The sequence below is a fragment of the Aquibacillus halophilus genome (assembly GCF_009649745.1).
GTDB classification, from domain to species: domain Bacteria; phylum Bacillota; class Bacilli; order Bacillales; family Amphibacillaceae; genus Aquibacillus; species Aquibacillus halophilus.
This window is the reverse complement of the sequence record NZ_WJNG01000002.1, coordinates 558,000-577,242: the sequence shown is the minus strand read 5'-3', so window position 1 is coordinate 577,242 and position 19,243 is coordinate 558,000. Positions and strand designations below refer to the sequence as shown.

Annotated in this window: 18 protein-coding genes and 1 riboswitch; of the genes, 6 read left to right on the top strand and 12 right to left on the bottom strand. The window is 35.0% G+C overall.

The annotated features are described in order from the left end of the window. Positions 1–54: 54 nt before the first annotated feature. Positions 55–405, bottom strand: a complete 351-nt coding sequence (locus tag GH741_RS03900; protein ID WP_153735434.1) for a hypothetical protein — start codon at positions 403–405, stop codon at positions 55–57. Positions 406–789: 384 nt separating this feature from the next. Here GH741_RS03900 and GH741_RS03895 point away from each other — a divergent pair, with 384 nt between their 5' ends. From GH741_RS03895 to GH741_RS03875, 5 genes are all read left to right on the top strand, one after another. Continuing rightward, positions 790–1,929, top strand: a complete 1,140-nt coding sequence (locus GH741_RS03895; protein WP_153735433.1) for an amino acid ABC transporter substrate-binding protein — start codon at positions 790–792, stop codon at positions 1,927–1,929. 92 nt (positions 1,930–2,021) lie between these two features. After that, positions 2,022–3,194, top strand: coding sequence for an amino acid ABC transporter permease (locus tag GH741_RS03890; RefSeq protein ID WP_153735432.1), 1,173 nt, complete (start codon positions 2,022–2,024; stop codon positions 3,192–3,194). Between the two features lie 4 nt (positions 3,195–3,198). Then, a complete protein-coding gene (locus GH741_RS03885) occupies positions 3,199–4,404 on the top strand; it encodes an amino acid ABC transporter permease (protein WP_153735431.1) in 1,206 nt (401 codons plus the stop codon). 72 nt (positions 4,405–4,476) lie between these two features. Further along, a complete protein-coding gene (locus GH741_RS03880; RefSeq protein WP_420809383.1) occupies positions 4,477–5,199 on the top strand; it encodes an amino acid ABC transporter ATP-binding protein in 723 nt (240 codons plus the stop codon). A 163-nt stretch (positions 5,200–5,362) separates the two neighbouring features. Further along, positions 5,363–5,512: an aspartyl-phosphate phosphatase Spo0E family protein gene (locus GH741_RS03875; RefSeq protein ID WP_153735429.1), complete on the top strand. Its 150-nt coding sequence runs from the start codon at positions 5,363–5,365 to the stop codon at positions 5,510–5,512. A gap of 98 nt (positions 5,513–5,610) precedes the next feature. Here the strand turns inward: GH741_RS03875 and GH741_RS03870 are convergent, their stop codons facing one another. Further along, the gene (locus GH741_RS03870; RefSeq protein WP_153735428.1) at positions 5,611–6,285 is read right to left on the bottom strand and encodes a cysteine hydrolase family protein; all 675 of its coding nucleotides are present in this window, start codon (positions 6,283–6,285) and stop codon (positions 5,611–5,613) included. 289 nt (positions 6,286–6,574) lie between these two features. Further along, positions 6,575–7,705 carry a DEAD/DEAH box helicase gene (locus GH741_RS03865; protein ID WP_153735427.1) on the bottom strand — a complete coding sequence of 377 codons (1,131 nt, stop codon included), beginning with the start codon at positions 7,703–7,705 and terminating at the stop codon, positions 6,575–6,577. A 541-nt stretch (positions 7,706–8,246) separates the two neighbouring features. Between GH741_RS03865 and htpG the strand changes: the two genes are divergently transcribed. Beyond that, positions 8,247–10,115 carry a molecular chaperone HtpG gene (htpG, locus tag GH741_RS03860; protein WP_153735426.1) on the top strand — a complete coding sequence of 623 codons (1,869 nt, stop codon included), beginning with the start codon at positions 8,247–8,249 and terminating at the stop codon, positions 10,113–10,115. 53 nt (positions 10,116–10,168) lie between these two features. Here the strand turns inward: htpG and GH741_RS03855 are convergent, their stop codons facing one another. From GH741_RS03855 to GH741_RS03815, 9 genes are all read right to left on the bottom strand, one after another. Beyond that, the gene (locus GH741_RS03855) at positions 10,169–11,197 is read right to left on the bottom strand and encodes a GGDEF domain-containing protein (protein ID WP_153735425.1); all 1,029 of its coding nucleotides are present in this window, start codon (positions 11,195–11,197) and stop codon (positions 10,169–10,171) included. 111 nt (positions 11,198–11,308) lie between these two features. Continuing rightward, positions 11,309–11,395, bottom strand: a riboswitch (cyclic di-GMP riboswitch). Between the two features lie 167 nt (positions 11,396–11,562). After that, a complete protein-coding gene (locus GH741_RS03850; RefSeq protein ID WP_153735424.1) occupies positions 11,563–12,339 on the bottom strand; it encodes a hypothetical protein in 777 nt (258 codons plus the stop codon). Further along, positions 12,332–12,916, bottom strand: a complete 585-nt coding sequence (locus tag GH741_RS03845) for a sigma-70 family RNA polymerase sigma factor (RefSeq protein ID WP_153735423.1) — start codon at positions 12,914–12,916, stop codon at positions 12,332–12,334. The genes GH741_RS03850 and GH741_RS03845 overlap by 8 nt, the downstream gene beginning before the upstream one ends. A 182-nt stretch (positions 12,917–13,098) precedes the next feature. Next, complete coding sequence (locus tag GH741_RS03840) at positions 13,099–14,040, bottom strand: carbon-nitrogen hydrolase family protein (RefSeq protein ID WP_240795391.1); 942 nt, start codon at positions 14,038–14,040, stop codon at positions 13,099–13,101. Positions 14,041–14,116: 76 nt separating this feature from the next. After that, entirely contained in the window at positions 14,117–15,172 is a 1,056-nt protein-coding gene (locus tag GH741_RS03835) for a lactonase family protein (RefSeq protein WP_153735421.1), read from the bottom strand. A gap of 63 nt (positions 15,173–15,235) precedes the next feature. Continuing rightward, complete coding sequence (locus GH741_RS03830; protein WP_153735420.1) at positions 15,236–15,802, bottom strand: histidine phosphatase family protein; 567 nt, start codon at positions 15,800–15,802, stop codon at positions 15,236–15,238. Between the two features lie 21 nt (positions 15,803–15,823). Further along, complete coding sequence (locus GH741_RS03825) at positions 15,824–16,810, bottom strand: acrylyl-CoA reductase family protein (protein WP_153735419.1); 987 nt, start codon at positions 16,808–16,810, stop codon at positions 15,824–15,826. A 122-nt stretch (positions 16,811–16,932) separates the two neighbouring features. After that, on the bottom strand, positions 16,933–17,130 hold the full coding sequence (locus GH741_RS03820) for a hypothetical protein (RefSeq protein ID WP_153735418.1): 198 nt from the start codon (positions 17,128–17,130) through the stop codon (positions 16,933–16,935). Positions 17,131–17,286: 156 nt separating this feature from the next. Further along, complete coding sequence (locus GH741_RS03815; RefSeq protein WP_153735417.1) at positions 17,287–19,215, bottom strand: ATP-dependent DNA helicase; 1,929 nt, start codon at positions 19,213–19,215, stop codon at positions 17,287–17,289. Between the last annotated feature and the right edge of the window lie 28 nt (positions 19,216–19,243).

Genomic DNA, 19,243 nt, shown 5'->3' with positions numbered 1-19,243 from the left:
CAGTAAAAACATACCTATTTAAACCTCTCCCCTACTCTTTTTAAGACAATACTATTAAGAGTGTCTATTACTATGAATTGTCTCTTCTAATGAAGTCTCCGATTTTGTATGGTTATGGAATTCGCAATACCATACATCCGTTTTCATTCTATGAGTGATATCACATTTTCTAGTTTTTTTTATGAAATTGTGCCAAACCGTGTATTCATGTGTATCTGCATGTACCATTTCAAATTGAGAACTTGTTTTCTTCCAATTATGCGGAGTTTTGTTTAACTGTCTTTCCTTTTCATAGACTGTTATCTTACTTTCCTCGTCTAAATCAGCGTGCTTGGCCTCTACTGTGCTCATCGAAACGGCACAGGCTATAGCAAAAGACATTAATAGTACTAATTTTAGTTTCATTAATTCACCTCACCAACACTTCATATGGGATTTTTTTAATAGTTTTCCTCATACATGTTATATTATGTAACTTCATTAATCATTTATAGAAAAATATACTATTAGAAAGCTTATAACTACAAAATTAAGTAAATTTATATAATCAAAATCCCCAAAAATGAAATCGCTTTAACCTTTTATGCATATACACTATTTTAAATATATTACTTTTAAAATTGTCATAATTTTTAAAAGATTTAGAAAATAACTTGAAATGCACTTGCATGTACGATTATAATTAAATAAATCCAATTTTCTAATTATTTTAGATCATTGGATGTTATGTTTAATTACATAACGATGTTAAGTTCATTCTTATGGGACTAAAAAAAAGGGGGAATTGTTTTGGGGAAAAGAAAAAATTCTTTATCGGTTCTTTTAGCTAGTCTATTTCTTATTTTTGCTCTTTTCTTAGCTGGATGTACATCAGATGAAGATGCTAGCACGGACGAGCCTAGCACAACTGATGATGGTGGATCTGATGATGGCGGGTCTGATACTACTTCAGGAGATGAAGGGGAAAGTTCTACAGAAGGTTCAACATTAGCTACTGTTGAAGACAGAGGTTACGTGGTAGTTGGTGGTAACGGTCAATTACCTGGATTTGGCTATGTTAACTCTGATGGTGAAAACGTAGGCTTCGATGTTGACTTCGGTAAAGCAATTGCTGCTGCTATTTTTGATGATCCTGAGGCAATCGAAGTTAGACCACTATCAGCACAAGAACGTTTTACTGCATTACAAACTGGTGAAATTGATATACTGATTCGTAATACGACTTGGACTACTACTCGTGATACTGAGTTAGGTACACACTTCGCACCAACTACATTCTATGATGGTCAAGGCATCATGGTAACAAAAGAAAGTGGTATTACAACATTAGCGGAACTAGAAGGTGCACGTATTGGTGTGGAAACAGGTACAACTACTGAGCTTAACCTAGCGGACCAATTCAGAAAATTAGGAATTACTTACGAACAAGTCGTATTTGACGATAGTGATTCCCTAGTAGAAGCATACGAGAGTGGTAGTGTTGACGCGTGGACAACTGATAAATCTGGTCTAGTTTCCAGGCAAGCAACTTTAACTGAACCAGAGGCACACAAAATTTTGTCTGAGGCTCTTTCTAAAGAACCACTTGGTCCTACTGTAAGACAAGGTGATGATCAATGGTTCAACATTGTTAAATGGGTAACATTTGCTACAATTGAAGCGGAAGAACTTGGAATTAACTCTGAAAACATTGAGGAGTTCATGGATAGTGAAGATCCAGTTATTCGTCGATTCTTGGGCAATGAAGGTGAACTTGGGGCTATGATGGGTCTACCTAACGACTTTGCTTATCGAGTTATCAAACATGTTGGTAACTATGACGAAATTTTTGCACGTCATCTAGGTCCTGATACAGTATTTAATCTTGAAAGAGGTCTAAATGAGAACTGGACAAATGGAGGACTTTTATACTCTCCTCCTTTCCGTTAATAAATTGATTACCTTATAGTTAAAAGGACCTGCTCTTCCTGCTTCGTTTGGGGCAGGTCCTTTCATTTTAGTTAGCTGAGAGGTGAAAAATAATGGCAAAACAAAATAACGTATCCACTCCCTTTTGGAGAGATAATCGAATTATACCAATTCTACTTCAAATTTTATTTGTAATCATAGTATTAGTTACAGGTGGATTTTTAATAAACAATGCATTAAATGGATTAGCACGACAAGGCATGGAAGTTGGCTTTGGTTTTTTAAACGGGACGGCGTCTTTCAATATTACTGAAGCACTAATCGACTACCAACCTACAGATACATATAAACGGGCCGTACTAGTGGGTATATTAAATACAATTAAAGTATCGGTAATTGGCGTTATTTTCGCAACATTAATTGGTGTTTTTGTTGGTATTTCTCGACTTTCTACTAACTGGCTAGTACAGAAAATAGCTGGACTGTACATTGAAATTTTCAGAAACACACCATTGCTTGTCCAAATTTTCATTTGGTATTTTGCGGTCTTTCTTCAACTTCCACAGGTAAAAGAAAGTATCACAATCGGTTCATTTCACTTAAGTAATCGCGGTGCTTCAATTCCGTGGTTTGAAGCTAATTCGGGAACAGTAATTTGGATAATACTATTTTTACTAGGTATTGTTCTCGCTTTTACGCTTTGGAGAAAAATGCTAAAATCTCAAATCACTTCTGGTAAAAGAAAATATCCGTTTGTTTGGGCAATTGGTTCGTTAGTTGCATCATTAGTAATAGCTTTTATCATTACTCAACAGGGGCCAGCAAATATAACAGTCCCTGTCCTTGGAAATTTTAACTTTGAGGGTGGTCACACCTTAACCCCTGAATTTTTAGCCATTCTTATCGGTTTAACGGTTTACACAGCTACATATATCGCTGAAATCGTTCGTGGTGGAATATTATCAGTTTCAAAAGGACAAGTGGAGGCAGCTAAAGCGTTAGGAGTAAAATCTTCAACAATAATGCGATTAGTTATTTTTCCACAGGCTATCCGGATCATTATTCCCCCAGTTACAAGTCAGTACTTGAACTTAACAAAAAACTCGAGTTTGGCAATTGCAGTAGGTTACGCTGACTTAGTTTTTGTAGGAAATACAACATTAAACCAAACTGGCCGAGCAGTTGAAATGGTTTTAATCATGATTCTAGTATATTTAACTTTGAGTTTACTAACATCCTGGTTTATGAACTACTTCAACAAAAAGACTCAAATAGTAGAGAGGTGATTATATGAGCTCCAGTCTAAAGCCTGAAGAATCTGTAAAGCAGACATTAGAACCTCCTAAGTCCACTTTGGGAATTAACGGATGGTTGAAGAAAAATTTATTTAATAGTTTTTTTAATTCGATACTGACAGTAGTCTCGGTCTTAGTCATTTACTTTATCCTCAAGGGCAGTATAACTTGGGTTTTCACTACTGCACAATGGGCTGTCGTCACTGAAAACTACCGATTATTTATGGTAGGACAATATACTATTGATCAGCTATGGCGAGTATGGACCTGTTTAGGCTTTGTGTCCCTTTTATTTGGATTATCTGCAGGTATATGGAAAGGAACAATAAGAAATCTATCGATTGTGCTCATGCTTCTTTACTTGGTTCACACTATTGTACCGTTTGTATCATCGACAGGTAAAATGTGGTTGGCAATAAATATAGCAATAATATTAGCAGGATACTTTATCGGTCCTAGACTTCCAAAAAGTAAAGCTATTACATTAGTCGGTTGGTTTATTTCTTTCCCATTAATTATATTCTTATTAAATGGATTTGGAGTTTTTTCACCGGTTAAAACAAATATTTGGGGTGGATTATTATTAACCCTACTCATTTCAGTTGTTGCAATTCTTGGTTCATTCCCAATTGGAATTTTATTAGCATTAGGTAGAACTAGTAAACTTCCTATTATCAAGTACTTTTGCATTACCTATATTGAGATTATTAGAGGGATTCCACTTATTACAGTGTTTTTCATGGCACAAATCATGATACCTTTATTCCTACCCGAGGGGTTCGAAATCAATAATGTGATTCGAGTAATGATCGGTGCCACTCTTTTCACAGCAGCCTACATGGCTGAAAATGTGCGCGGTGGGTTACAATCATTACAACGAGGACAATTCGAAGCTGCCAAAGCAATCGGTTTGAACCCTGTTCATTCTATGGCCTTTATTATTATGCCACAGGCATTACGAGCAGTTATACCAGCTATAGTTGGTCAAAGTATATCCATGTTTAAAGATACAACGTTAGTGGCAATTGTTGGTTTAATTGATTTACTTGGAATTGCACAAACGGTTAAAGCAAACCCTGAATTTTTAGGAAGACATATGGAGGTTTACGTATTCATTGCACTTGTTTACTGGGTTATCGCCTATTCTATGTCATACTCCAGTCGCCGCTTAGAAAAATCACTTGGCGTTGGTGAGCGTTAATCTTATTATTAGGAGGAAATTCAAATGGCACAAACTAAATTACAAGTTACTAAAGCCAAAGAGGGAGAAGAAATAATTGCTTGTGACAAAGTAAATAAATGGTTTGGTAGTCTCCATGTATTAAAGGATGTTTCCCTCTCAGTAACCAAGGGAGAAGTTGTGGTTATCTTGGGACCATCAGGTTCCGGAAAATCAACCTTTATTCGAACAATCAACGCATTAGAAGAAATTCAAAAAGGCCAAATCCATATCGATGGTATTAATTTATCTCATGATGTTAAAAATATCGAAGCTATTCGAAGAGAAACAGGGATGGTATTTCAGCAGTTTAACCTCTTCCCTCACATGACCATTCTAAAAAACATTACCTTAGCACCCATTTGGGTTAGAAAAAAACCTAAAGCGGAAGCAGAAAAGGAAGCGTTCGAACTACTAGAACGTGTAGGAATACCAGAACAAGCACATAAATATCCCGGTCAATTGTCTGGTGGACAACAGCAACGTGTGGCCATTGCAAGGGCACTTGCAATGCAACCGGAAATCATGTTATTTGATGAACCAACCTCTGCCCTCGATCCTGAAATGATCAAAGAAGTTTTAGATGTAATGAAGGAACTTGCTAGATCCGGAATTACGATGTTGGTAGTCACGCATGAGATGGGTTTTGCTCGCGAGGTAGCTGATCGTATTGTTCTTTTTGATGAAGGAGAAATCATAGAAACTGGTACACCTACAGAATTATTTGATAATCCGCAACATGAGAGAACTAAGCTCTTCCTGTCTCAAATCTTGTAATAATTTTAAGAGAAAAGCAAATTTTGCTTTTCTCTTTTCTGTATTTTTGAAACTTTTTTACTCATTCTACTGTATACTAAGTACAATCTATTAATTTTCTTATAAAATAGAGGCTAAGCAGTATAATATTAGTTTAATACTACCTAGATAAGTGGGGATACAGTTGAATATTAAAACCGAACTAGAAGAACAAATTGAATACCTGAGATTAAGGCTCTATGAAGTCTTTCAAAGCAATACAAATAAGGAAGATATCCTAGAAATTTCACAACGGCTTGATGAGCTTCTGAATAACTATGAAAAATTAAGATAGAAATAAGAGACAAAAGAAACTATTCTTTTGTCTCTTATTAACAAAAAAGTTTACCTGGTTGTTTTTTCCGCCATGCTGAAACTACGATAAATGATAAACTAGTCCGGTTTTCTGAGTTGCTCAAATTGATTGAACTTCTCCCTCATGTTTTCTGGGGTGAAATGAAGGGAATCAACCTTTTCCGGTTGCCAAACTTTATACTCATTTCCTTTAACTAAATTTATGATATTAGTTGTATCATACACCTTAATATTGTAAACCCAATTAGCCATAATCATTAGTGATGCCATATGGGCTCCTTCATTTGATGTCGTACAAATATCCTTAATAAGATGAACATTATAGTCTCTAAAATAGGCATCGAAGACGGATGTCATTAGACAACCATCTGTAACTACACCTCCAATAATTACATTTTTTACACCTAAACTTTTAAGTGTTAGATTTAAATTTGTATCAAAAAAAGCACTCCAGCGATACTTATCAATAACAATATCACCTTTTTGAGGTTTGATTTCGTCAATTGTTTCTACTTTTTCGCTATCTGCATTGTAGAAAAAAGGGCTGCCATCTTCATTTAATGGTTCCCCTAATGACAGACCTACTCCATCTACACGATTAATCTGCCTGGTATGGATAATTGGTACATTGGCTTCACGACAAGCATCAATCACACTACTAGTGTTTTTAATTACTTCATTCAATCCAAAAAGTCCAAAGTCGGTCTCTTTTTGGAGATCAATTAGAACTAAAGCTGATTCTTTGATGTTCATATGACTCTCCCTTTTATATATTTATTGTAGAAAACATTTTTTCTCTCTAATATCCCATGAAAACCTTGTTATAGTTTTCTTCTGTTTGGTTTTAGGTACTGAAGGTCTACTACGATCACAGAAAGAAACATTCAAATTTCCCTTGTTAAGTTAGAATGGCACATTTTACATAAATTAATACAAAAAACATTGCCACATGATACTTGCAGCAATGTTATTTACAACTAAAACGAACCATCCATACTCAATATCTCATAAACCAATTCTTCTTGAATATTTTAAGAAGACTCTAATAATCCTTTTTAGAATCCACTATTTGGCCCTTATACAGAACCTTCTTCTCCATTGGAATGTCTAACTTCCGACTAATTTTTTGTAAAATACTTTCTTCAGCCTTCGTAACTATCGAAATAACTGTTCCAGAAGTGGAGCCTAATCTACCTGTCCTCCCTGAACGGTGAATGTACTGGGTGTCCTTGTTAGGAATATCCATGTGAATGACATGTGTTAAGTCCTGTATGTCTAGTCCTCTTGCCGCTACATCAGTTGCTAACAATAGTTCAGATTGACCAGACCTAAACTCCTTAATAGCCTGCTCTCTAGCCTGTTTTTTAGAATCACCGTGTATTACTCCAACAGAAATCCCCTTGTACTCAAGCTTTTCAGCCATAACAGTTAAAGTACCGATATCTCTAAAGAAAACAAGAGCTTTTGCTTGGTTAACTTGGACAACTTTTCGTAATGTTTCAATCTTATCACGTTCTTCACAAACAAAATAAATATGGTTAACCGAAGGAATATCTAACTCTTTATTTGTTACTCGAATTACTTCAGGACTATTCATGAAAGTTTTTGCAAGCTGCTCAACAGTCGGTGGAAGTGTAGCTGAAAACAATAATAACTGTCTTTCCTTTGGGGTCCCTTTAATAACTTCCTGAATGATCGATAGGTGCTCAGGAACAATTAATTGGTCACCTTCATCAAGTACGAGTGTTTTTACCTGGTGAACTTTTAGTTTCTTTAACTTTAAAATTTCTTGGATTCTTCCTGGGGTTCCTAAGACAATATGCGGCTTCTTCTTCAACTTTTCTAATTGTCTTTTTATGTTTGCCCCACCAATGAGGGTTGTACTCGTTATGCCACTACCTGTTGTCCACCTTTGGAGTTCCTGGTTTATTTGCATTACTAACTCATGAGAAGAGGCTAAGATTATAACCTGTACATGTTTTTGGTCAAGATCGATTTCTTGTAAAATTGGCAGGATATAAGCTAACGTTTTTCCACTACCGGTTGGCGACTCAGCAATAACATCCTTACCTTCAGTGATCAATGGTGCTGTTTTTTGTTGAATAGGGGTCAGGTTTTCATAACCTGACGATTCCCATGCATTTTTTAAGAATGGCTTTAAACTATTTATCATGACACGTGAATCTCCTTTTAATACAATTATGTTGGATAAATTTCATCACAAAGATTTAGTACTAATTATACTAGAAGACCTACCTTTACCCTGCTATTTTAAGATTACTTCTGTCCTTGAAATGAGTAGATTATGCTCTTTTCAAGTTCGAACCAAAACATACACAGTATACGTCTTCACTCTGATTCATGGCATAGTCTTATAATTTAACTATCCATTCTTATATAGTACCATTAAACGACTATCTATAAAAATACTGACGGTTTCTAATGTTAAACAATAGGATATTTTATAAAAAATCGTTTTTAAAGGCTTGTATTATTAAAATGGGATTAATGTTGGATTAATTTCTCCTTTTTAGTCTATGTCATAAACCCTGCCTTCTATCGATTAATCGATACCTTAAATAATTCAAATAACAATTGAATCTATTGACACTACTTATAGTATGTGATATTAAAAGAATAGTTAGTAGATGTACAGTGATCATTATACTTACTATAATTTTTTCAAATTCATTCAGTACAAAGGAGAATATTTTATGGCTAAGAGACAGTTTAAAGCGGAGTCTAAAAGACTTTTAGAGATGATGATTAATTCCATCTATTCCCATAAGGAGATTTTTATAAGAGAGTTAATTTCTAACTCTAGTGATGCGATTGATAAAATCTATTATCGGGCTTTGACAGATGATTCATTAACTTTTGACAAAGACAATTACTACATAAAAGTTGATACCAACAAAGCTAACAGAACACTTACGATTAAGGACACTGGAATCGGAATGACAAAAGAAGAACTTGAAAGCAACCTTGGAATCATCGCTAAAAGCGGCTCATTATCATTTAAAAATGAAAATGAGATGAAGGATGGACAAGACATAATTGGTCAGTTTGGGGTTGGATTCTACTCTGCATTTATGGTTGCAGATGTTGTAACAGTTATAACTAAAGCATTAGGCAGTGACGAAGCTTATAAGTGGGAATCTAAAGGTGTTGATGGATATACGATTAAACCTTGTGACAAAGACGAAATAGGAACAGAAATTACTCTTAAAATCAAAGAGAATACCGAAGATGAATCCTACGATGAGTATTTAGACGCTTCTCGTTTAAAGACTACTATTAAAAAATACTCTGACTTCATTCGTTATCCTATTAAAATGGATGTTACTGAGACAAAACCTGTCGAAGGTAGCGAGAATGAAACCGAAGATGTACAAGTCATTAATAGCATGGTTCCAATCTGGAGAAAAAATAAAAGCGAACTCACTGATGAAGATTATGAGAACTTTTACGAGGAAAAGCGCTATGGCTTTGATAAACCACTAAAGCATGTCCATATTAGTGTTGATGGTACAGTGAGATATCAATCAATCTTATTCATTCCAGAGCAAATGCCTTATGACTATTATTCTAAAGAATTTGAAAAAGGTTTAGAATTATATTCCAATGGTGTCTTAATCATGGAAAAGTGCTCAGATTTACTACCAGACTATTTTAGTTTTGTAAAGGGAATGGTTGACTCTGAAGACTTATCACTCAACATTTCTAGAGAGATTCTACAACATGACCGGCAATTAAAATTAATTGCAAAGAATATTAACAAAAAAATCAAAGGACAGCTACTAAGTTTGCTAAATGTTGAAAGAGAAAAGTATGAAAAATTTTATCAAGCATTTGGTAGACAACTAAAATACGGTGTCTATAGTGACTTTGGAAGTAACAAAGAAGTGTTGCAAGATTTGTTGATGTTCTACTCATCCAAGGAGAAAAAACTAGTAACATTAGATGAATATGCATCTAGAATGTCCGATGATCAAAAATTCATCTATTATGCATCTGGAGAAAGTCATGACAGGATTAAGAAACTACCACAGACGGAGCTAGTTGCCGATAAAGGCTATGAAATTTTGTATTTCACCGATGAAGTGGATGAATTTGCGATTAGAATGCTGATGACATTTAAAGATAAGGAATTTAAATCGGTATCCAGTGGAGATCTAGGGATTGAAGATGAAAGCCCAAGTAGCACAGAAACAGAAAAGAAAGAAAACAAAGAATTATTTGATTATATGAAAAAACAATTACAAGATAAAGTTAAAGATGTTAAAATTTCAACCAGATTAAAAACACATCCAGTGTGTTTATCTACAGATGGTGAAGTATCAATTGAAATGGAAAAGATATTAAGATCCATGCCAAAAAATCAAAACATTCAAGCTGACAAAATCCTAGAAATCAATATAAATCACCAGGTTTTTCAATCACTAAAGGATGCCTTTGAAAATGATAAAGCTAAATTAGATCTTTATACAAACCTGTTGTACAATCAAGCCCTTCTCATTGAAGGCTTACCTGTAAGCGATCCTGTTGAGTTTACTAATGATATGTGCAAAATAATGGTTTAAAATTAAGTATGCCTCCTATACTATAATAGGAGGCATACTTTTATTTTTCTTTGTTAATTTTCCAAATACCTAACACGATTTCGACCTTCATTTTTTGCTAGATATAATGCTTCGTCCACTCTCTTTATCAATATTTCTGTTGTGTCATCTCCGCGTGAAACATCAACACCAAAACTCGACGTAATGTTACCAACAATAGCAAATTGATAGTTTTCTATTTTGTTTCTTATTTTTTCTGCAAATTTAATTGCCTTCTGTTTATCCCTGGTATGACTTATAATTATGAACTCTTCCCCACCCCACCGTCCAAAATAGTCATCTTTAGCTAGGTTACTCTTTATAAGCGCGGCTACTTCTGTAAGTACTCTATCCCCAACAACATGTCCAAATCGATCGTTAATTTGCTTAAAGTGATCTAAGTCAAAAAAAACAACCGAAAAAATTTCCTTTGCTTCTAGTTTATTTTCAAGCCATTGATATACTTTCCTTCTATTTGCGATTCCAGTTAATGCATCCTGAAAAGCCATTTTCTCTAGTACTTCAGACTTTGTGTAAGCACTAATAATATGTCGAGCTAAAAACAAAAATATAATATACACTAAAGTAGACAAATAATACTGTATTAACATGTCAATAGCTTGAGGTGATATGTCATTCCAATAAAGCAGACCTAATGATACAGTTATTCCCCAAAGAATTAATGCATAAATTATTCCTTTTTTTATGTTCAGCAAAATAAAAATAAAGACAAATAAAAGTGGTGTCCAGTAAGTCGAACGACCTGTAGAAAATTCCCCTGAGACAGCCATCTCAAGAGCTACAATTTCAAAAGATTTAACCAAATGAAAGACACTGACCATAGCCAAATTAGCAATTTCAATGAATTTCATCCATTTTTTATAATAGATTAATATCAAAGACAAACTAAAAAAAATAGTAAGCAATGGTAACATAACTTTATTGATTGGTTCTTGTTCAGTAAAGTTAAACAGACTGGTGAGTAGGGCGAGAACTAGTATTGGTATGATATGCAGATACAATTTACGCTTAAACATTTCGTATTTGCTTAATTGATTTTCCATAGGAATCAACTCGTTTCATCTATAAAATCGTACCGTTTAATATATTGAGAATAATTTTTCAACCTGTTTTTTATAATATTTAAAAAAACTAATCCGCCGATTAGTTTTTAAATCGGTAACCGGCTGGCATATTCTAGTAAGAACTTAGCCCCTATAGCTTTGCGTATTCACCTTTCAGTGAGTTTGCCTTGTCATATTATGTTTTAAACTAGAAAACTACTAGTAAACTTCTATATAGGACTATTATCCTGCTAAATGATAGAAATTACAAGCTTATGGCGTTTTATTTTTTAAAACTTTTTGTTAGTCTATCCCAATCTATAAAACAAAAAAGTACCGCATGTAAGCGGCACTTTTTCGTCTTGCTATTGCATAGGATTCCAAGCAACTTTCCATACATCTGCATCCAAATCCTTAATTAATCTAAATGCAAGTTCTTGGTCCTTAAGTTCTTTCCAAGAAATAGTAGCTTCATTTTCTACTAAGTAATTTACTTCAAATGTCTCAATTGATTCGAGTTGAGAATACAATGCCTTGTCATGTTCGTTTGGTATAGCGCCGAAAAATTCTGGATCCCCAAAGTACTCTTCTGAACTAGGTGTTCCATAATTTTCACCTTGAATATAGGTGGCATATTTAGTATCAACATCTTCTAAATGGAGGGCATGAAAGTAGATCTTAAATACATCTAATGGTGTCAATCCTTGAAGTATAACGTCACTAGGATTGTTGGAATAAGTTTCATAAATGGATTGCAATTCAGCTGAAGGTACAATTGATGTATCAATAGTTTCTGTTTTTAACTCACTTTCTACTATTTCAACTTCTTCCTCTTTACCTGGCTCACTTATAGTACTATCAAACTCATTTTGTTCAGTATAACTAATGGGACTACCTCCATTGTCTCCATTATTGAATTCAATAATATTCAATTGTTGGTTTGCGACTCCCAAAATCACAAAAATGAGGGCAGCATAAACAATGAACGAAATAGCTTTAGGTATAAAGGTGAATCCTATTTTCTTTGAACTGGCTTCTTCTTTTACTATCTTCCGAAATACTTCTTTTTTATCTTCAGTAGTAAACGATGTTGGTATCTCTTTTTCATATACCATTTTCAATTCTCTTAATGTCTTATCCAATATTCTCACCTCTCTCTGCTAAATCCAGTAGATTTTTCAAACGATCACGACCTCTATTTAATCGAGTTCTTACTGTTGTTTGTTTTAATTCCAATGAATTACCGATTTCAACCACGGTTAAGTCTTTAAAATAGAAAAGGATAATGACTTCTCTATATTTAACTGGTAGGCTTAGTACCCGCTCTAATAATTCGTTAGAAACCGATTGTTCGAAAGAATCCTCTACTGTTTCAGTTGTTCGTGCTACTTGATTGAAATTTATTAACTTATCCCTTAATTTATCATTACGTACTTTCCAGCTTCTTAGATAATCTTTACTTTTGTTTATTGCTATTGAATAAATCCAACTCCGTATCGACGACTTCCCCTGAAATGTATGAAGTTTTCGATATACAGTCAAGAAAACTTCTTGGGTGACATCATCAGCATCAGCAGTATTTTTAACATAGGTAAAAACTAAACGTTTAATCTCTTCTCCATATTGATCCATAATCATCTCAATTACTCTTGTAGGATCAGATTGCAATATTTCCAGATTATTTTCCGTTAAATCATTAGGAAAATCTAAGTAGTTCATCCTTTGTCCCTCCTTTATATTGATATTTTCAAAAGTAAGACGCATGAATTATGTAAAGTTATTCAATTTTTGTATTTTTTATTTTTTTATTTAAACAAAACCTGATTTAATATTAATCGTTACGCTTCTCTTAATCAATTTAAGTATAAAAGGAATGTTGACTAACCAACATTCCTTTTATACTATCTTTTATTTTTTTGTTTTTCTTCATTTACTAAGAGTTGAAACACATCCGGTCTTGAATAATGGCCGACTACATCAAAATCAAACTGACTTGCATGAATATCATTTAAATTTAGTTCAGTAATTAATATGTCTTCTTGGCCATAAACCGGTTTAACTACATAATCACCTAAGGGCCCCACTATTGCACTACCTCCACTACACATCTCATCGGGAGAAGACGATAATTCTTCGTAGCAAGCCAAATCAGTAGGATACATATCCTTTGTCACATATTGATTGGATGAGAGAACAAAGCACCTACCTTCAGCTGCAATATGGCGAATGGTTGATTGCCATAATTCTCTTGAATCAGCTGTAGGTGTGATATAAATTTGAATGCCTTTTTCATACATCGCAGTTCTTGCCAATGGCATATAATTCTCCCAACAAATCAGTGCTCCAATTTTCCCGTAAGGTGTAGCAAACACTGGTAATGTACTGCCGTCTCCTTCTCCCCATATAATTCTTTCGGAACCTGTTGGTTTTAGCTTTCTGTGTTTTCCTAGTAATTCTCCATCCGGTCCAAAAAATAATGCGGAACAGTAAAGTGTACCACCACTTGCCTCGTTATCTCGTTCAATTACGCCGATAACTAAATACACACCAGCTTTTCGAGCTGCCTCACCTAGCTTATTAGTTTCTTGACTCGGAACCTCTATTGAATTTTCCCAGTAACGCAACCAATCCCTCCGACCTGCTTGAGATCGACTTCCTATGCTCGTCCCAAAGTTAAGCCCCCTTGGATACCCTGGAATAAATGCTTCTGGGAATACAACGATATTCGCTCCCTGCTCACCTGCTTGTTGTGTTAAAACAACAGCTTTTTCAGTACTTGCTTCTTGATCCATTATGACTGAAGCAGCTTGTATAACAGCCACTTTAACTTTACTTTTTTTCATTTTGACTCCCCCCATTTACAACAAAAAAGATGAGCAATGCCTATCGCTCTGCTCATCTCAACTAATCTTTACATTTTTACTGATTCAAAAACTTTACACATACTGGTTCTGGAACCTTTACACCGGATTGTAGTAAATTCAATCTACCAGTTAACTCATTTCTAGCAAATAGTACTAATGTGTTAGATTTTTGATTTGAAACAATAAGAAATTTTTCTGTTGGATCTAAAACAAAGTCACGAGGCCAGTTTCCTTCTGTGGATGTCCAATCCACAAAGCTAAGTTGTCCTGAATTTTGATCAACACTAAAAATTGTAATACTATTATGACCACGGTTTCCAGCATATACAAATTTCCCATCAGAACTAATATGGATTGCACTTCCGTCATTTGTTTCATTAAAATTCGTTGGTATCGTTGGTATCGATTGCAATTCTGTGAAGCTTCCGTCCTCAACATGATAATTTAACACAACAACCTGTGAACTAAGTTCAGTCATAACATAAGCGTACTTTCCATTTGGATGAAATGCCATGTGTCTCGGCCCACTTCCGGGCTTAGTCTTAAATATATGTACTTTTTCTAATGCTCCATTATCTACAGAATAAGTAGTAATTTGATCGCTTCCTAAATCAATTGCAATTACATATTTTTCATCAGGAGTAAAACCAGCAAAGTGTATGTGTGGTTTTTCTTGTCTATTATGAGGCCCTGTTCCTTCATGTTCTACAACAGATGTTTCAGGATTTACTGAACCGTCTTTATTCGTTAAATAAGATTCAACTTTTGTTGTGTGATAGTTCGCTGTTACTACATTACTATTATCCTTGTTTACACTAACATGACATGGAGGTGACCCCGAAGATACTTGACTGTTTAATTTAGTCAATTCCCCTGTTTGATCATTTAATGAGAAAGCAGTTACGCCCCCTTCATCGCCTTCTTTTGCTACTGCATATAAGTTCTTGTTATTATTGCTGACTGTAAGATATGTAGGATTATCTAATTCGGCTGCTAATTTAATGTCAGTGATTTCGCCTTTCTTAGCATCTAATACAAACGAATATACTCCTTTACTTTCTATTTTCGTGTACGTTCCAACATAACCAATAAACTTTCCATTAATTGACATCAATGTAAACTCCTTCTTATCTATTATTGTGATAATTATATCAAAATTAATTATTGATATCTATTATGAATAGTTGTTAGACCATAATCTGTTTACTTCTTTTAATTCAGTTCCTTCAAAAGTTAATCTATAAATATCTGGCATACTTAATTTTTGCCAAAACTCATAATCATACCTTTTATTGAAATAATTCATAATTAATACCATTAGATTTCCGTGCGTTGCAATCACAATGTTTTTACCTTTATATTGTTGCAAAACTTTTATAGTAGCTTTCACACCTCTTTCCTGCGCATTTTGATTAGACTCTCCACCGTGAATGGAATATTCCTGATCACTCCATAATTTTTTAATCGTCTTGTTGAAATCAACTACGGGTTTATCCGCTATCTTTCGTTCTTTAAATTCATTGATTATTTGAATCTCACAATCCAACAAAACAGCTAACCCTTCAACAGTTTGAATTGCTCGTTTATAGGGACTAGACACAATATAATCGACGTTCTCAAGTTTTAACCTTTCCACTACAAGACTAGCATCATTAATTCCCTGATCAGATAAAGGACGATTCCATTCATCTGGTGTGTAGGTTGAATCAGCATGGCGAACAAAATACAGAAAAGTATTCATTTTTGGCTCCCCCAAAAGTATTTACATCTTAACAATTGTTCTTCCACGATTTTTACCTTCTAAAATATCGGTTAAAACCACAGGAAGCTCTTCCATTGAAATTTCCTTAACAATGTCTTCATTTAAATGTTCAGGCTTTAGATCAGAAGCTAAACGTTGCCATACTTTTTCACGAATATTCATTGGACAATTTACAGAATCAATTCCTAACCAATTGACGCCACGACCAATAAACGGTCCAACAGTTGTAGCAACTTCCATTCCACCTGTTAATCCACTTGTAGCAACAGATGTTCCATATTGAAGTGTTGTTAATATGTACTGTAATGTCTTTCCACCAACCGGATCAATAGCTCCAGCCCACTTCTCTTCTCGAAAAGGCTGTGATTCATTATCTATCACTTCATCCCGATTAATAACTTTTTTTGCACCAATTCTTTTTAAATACTCATGTTCGTTTAATTTTCCAGTACTTGCGACCACATCGTACCCTTTTTTTGCCAAAATATCGACTGCAATACTACCGACACCACCTGTAGATCCAGCTACTAATACGGAACCCTGACTACTCTCTAATCCATTATCCTCTAGTCGCTGAACAGATAGTCCAGCGGTAAATCCAGCAGTACCTAAAATCATTGCTTCACGTAACGTTAAACCTTCTGGTAAAGGAACAATCCAGTTAGCAGGAACACGGGCAACTTCACTATAACCACCATCGTGGTCTGTACCCAATCCATAGCTCGTTACTATTACCTCATCTCCTTCTTTAAAACGCTTATCTTTTGAAGTAAGTACCGTACCAGCTAAATCAATACCTGGAATTAATGGGTAGTTTTTCACGAACATTTGTCTTTCTACCACACTACCATCCTTATAATTAACACTTGAATATGCAACACGAATTGTTACGTCTCCTTCCGATAATTCATCGATGGTCATCTGTCTAATTTCCGTGTGTGGTTGATCATTTCTCTGATCCAATACAAACGCTTCAAATTTTTCCAAATTTAACCCTCCAAAAATGGTAATTTCCTAAATAATATCATGCAGCACTTTTCTTAACTAGCAAAGCGCATATACAAAGAGCAGACTTCATCTAGAAGCCTGCTCAGTTTATTAAATATAAATTAACTAAATGGTTGTGATTGATTGTTTTGGTTTTGGTTTTGTTGTTGACCTTGACCTTGTCCAGCCATGCCAGCCATTCCAGGCATAAATTGTTGAGCCATATTGCCTACACCTTTACCTCTAGTCATGCTGTAATAAGCTGCAGCACCAATACCAACCGATGCTATTACTGGCATCATTCCACCTTGTTTTGCCATGTTTTTTCACCCCCTAATAATCGATCTTTTATAAGTTGTCCTTCCTTTTAAGAAAGATGTCCGTTATAAATTGGGAGTGTAAAAAATGAACAGCGGAGTATAAAATAAAATTTTTACTGTCAGTACAAATAAACAGAATGAACTACAAACTTATGGTTATGACAACCAACTTAAATCAACCGGAATAACTTGTTCAATAGCTTCTTTGTACAAATCTTTTTCTTTTTGATCCATCCAAATTTGAATGATTCCCTTATCACTACTAGTTCGAATTAGTCGTCCAATTCCTTGTCTAAGACGTAGTATCATATACGGCGTATCTACCTCTTCAATCGGATTTTTAGCATGCTTTCGCTTAGCTTTAAATACAGGGTCGTGTGGCGGAAATGGTAAAGATGCAATTATAACTTGTGACAATGACTCTCCAGGTACATCTAACCCTTCCCATAAATGATAAGAACAAAGGACAGAAGGTTTATCGAGTTGGAAATTTTTGACTAGTTCACTTATTTCACGTTCACCTTCGTAAATCATTGGAAACTCCCAAACCTCTTGATTGGCCCATTCCTGGAATCGACTCATTTCTTCCTTTGAAGAGAAAAGTATAAGTGTTTTTCCGTTATTGTCGCGCAGCTGTTTGGCGATTTCCTGCCACTTTCCAGTTTCATTTACCTGAACGTGTCCAAACACTTTCATTTGTTTCTGATAGTCAAATGGAGATTTAACAGTAAATGAATCATAACGATTAATTCCCAAGCTATCTGAAATATAGTTAAAGTCACCCGCCTGAGATAGCGTAGCAGAAGAGAATACAAATGGAATTGACTGTGAAAAGACTTCATTTTTTAAGACATCTTCTACTAATCGTGGCATAATCACAAATGAGCTCTCGGATTCATTTTCTTCAAGCCAGAAGATACCTTGATCATCTTCTAATAATATAGCTAGTCCGTATGAAAAAAATTCTAAATACTCCTCTATAATTTTTACATGATACTCATCTATAGTAAATAACTCCGAATCAAAAACCAGTTGTTCCAAAAGATATTGCACTTTTTCGTTCATCTTAGTAGCAAGGTCCATCATCGTTTTTGTCCGAGGTACTTCAAGTCGATTCGAACCCTCTACTAATACTGCTGTGTCACTCAATAGACCAAACCATTCGTCATGTAGAGTTAAAATATCTTCAATAAGATATAGAGATACTTCTCGTACATCCTGGCTCATATATCCCGTTAGAACATTCGACAACGTTGCGGAATGGAAACGGTAGGTTAAAGCCTTTTGTGCAGCGAATTCCAACAAATGTCCTTCGTCAAACACTACTGAACTAGCTTCAGGTAATAATGGCATTTGTCCTTCTCGTTTACGAGAGTCCTTTGTCCAAACATGCTCCATGTAAAAATCATGAGAACAAATGATCAGGTCTGTCGAATGACGATAATATTCACGATTTAGTGTTTGCCCGCTTCGATGGCGCCAGTCGCAGGTAGAGCATTGCTGAAGGGGATCCCAAGCAATCTTTTCCCATTTATCATTTGGTACCCACGGATACTCTTTACGATCTCCATAACGCTCAAACGACTGCATCGAAGAACCTTGTTCGAATACAAAATCCGGTATTTGATCGTGTACCTTAAGAATATCCTCGTCATCCGTTTTATTTGCAAGTGGATCTAACTTTTTGATACATACATATTGTTCACGAGCTTTTGCTAATCGTACATCAATGTTAATTCCAAGGGCTTTTTCTAATTTCTGAATGTCTCCCTCTTCTTTGACGAGTTGTTCAATTAGTGTTTCATCCGCACAGGATATAATTGCTGGTTTTCTTTTATAACGCGCAAAACATATTGCATAAAGCAAATAGACAAACGTTTTGCCAGTTCCAACACCAGCCTCTGCGAATATCGTGGTTTTGTTTTTAAAAGCTTGCTCTAGTTGAAAAGCCATGTAGATTTGCTCATCACGAAGTTCATACCCTTGTTCCGGTAAAATATCGTAGAATACATCCCCAACATAGTCCCCCAAGCGATCGAAAAAATTTTCAGTTTTTGAAATTGTGAATGGTAGTGATTTTGACATTAAGAATGTAACTCCTTTTGTTTTCATG

Coding starts and splice junctions, on each gene's coding strand:
- GH741_RS03900 (WP_153735434.1), bottom strand. CDS start 405: ATGAAACTAAAATTAGTACTATTAATGTCTTTTGCTATAGCCTGTGCC.
- GH741_RS03890 (WP_153735432.1), top strand. CDS start 2,022: ATGGCAAAACAAAATAACGTATCCACTCCCTTTTGGAGAGATAATCGA.
- GH741_RS03885 (WP_153735431.1), top strand. CDS start 3,199: ATGAGCTCCAGTCTAAAGCCTGAAGAATCTGTAAAGCAGACATTAGAA.
- GH741_RS03870 (WP_153735428.1), bottom strand. CDS start 6,285: ATGAACATCAAAGAATCAGCTTTAGTTCTAATTGATCTCCAAAAAGAG.
- GH741_RS03865 (WP_153735427.1), bottom strand. CDS start 7,705: ATGATAAATAGTTTAAAGCCATTCTTAAAAAATGCATGGGAATCGTCA.
- htpG (WP_153735426.1), top strand. CDS start 8,247: ATGGCTAAGAGACAGTTTAAAGCGGAGTCTAAAAGACTTTTAGAGATG.
- GH741_RS03855 (WP_153735425.1), bottom strand. CDS start 11,197: ATGGAAAATCAATTAAGCAAATACGAAATGTTTAAGCGTAAATTGTAT.
- GH741_RS03845 (WP_153735423.1), bottom strand. CDS start 12,916: ATGAACTACTTAGATTTTCCTAATGATTTAACGGAAAATAATCTGGAA.
- GH741_RS03840 (WP_240795391.1), bottom strand. CDS start 14,040: ATGAAAAAAAGTAAAGTTAAAGTGGCTGTTATACAAGCTGCTTCAGTC.
- GH741_RS03835 (WP_153735421.1), bottom strand. CDS start 15,172: ATGTCAATTAATGGAAAGTTTATTGGTTATGTTGGAACGTACACGAAA.
- GH741_RS03830 (WP_153735420.1), bottom strand. CDS start 15,802: ATGAATACTTTTCTGTATTTTGTTCGCCATGCTGATTCAACCTACACA.
- GH741_RS03820 (WP_153735418.1), bottom strand. CDS start 17,130: ATGGCAAAACAAGGTGGAATGATGCCAGTAATAGCATCGGTTGGTATT.
- GH741_RS03815 (WP_153735417.1), bottom strand. CDS start 19,215: ATGTCAAAATCACTACCATTCACAATTTCAAAAACTGAAAATTTTTTC.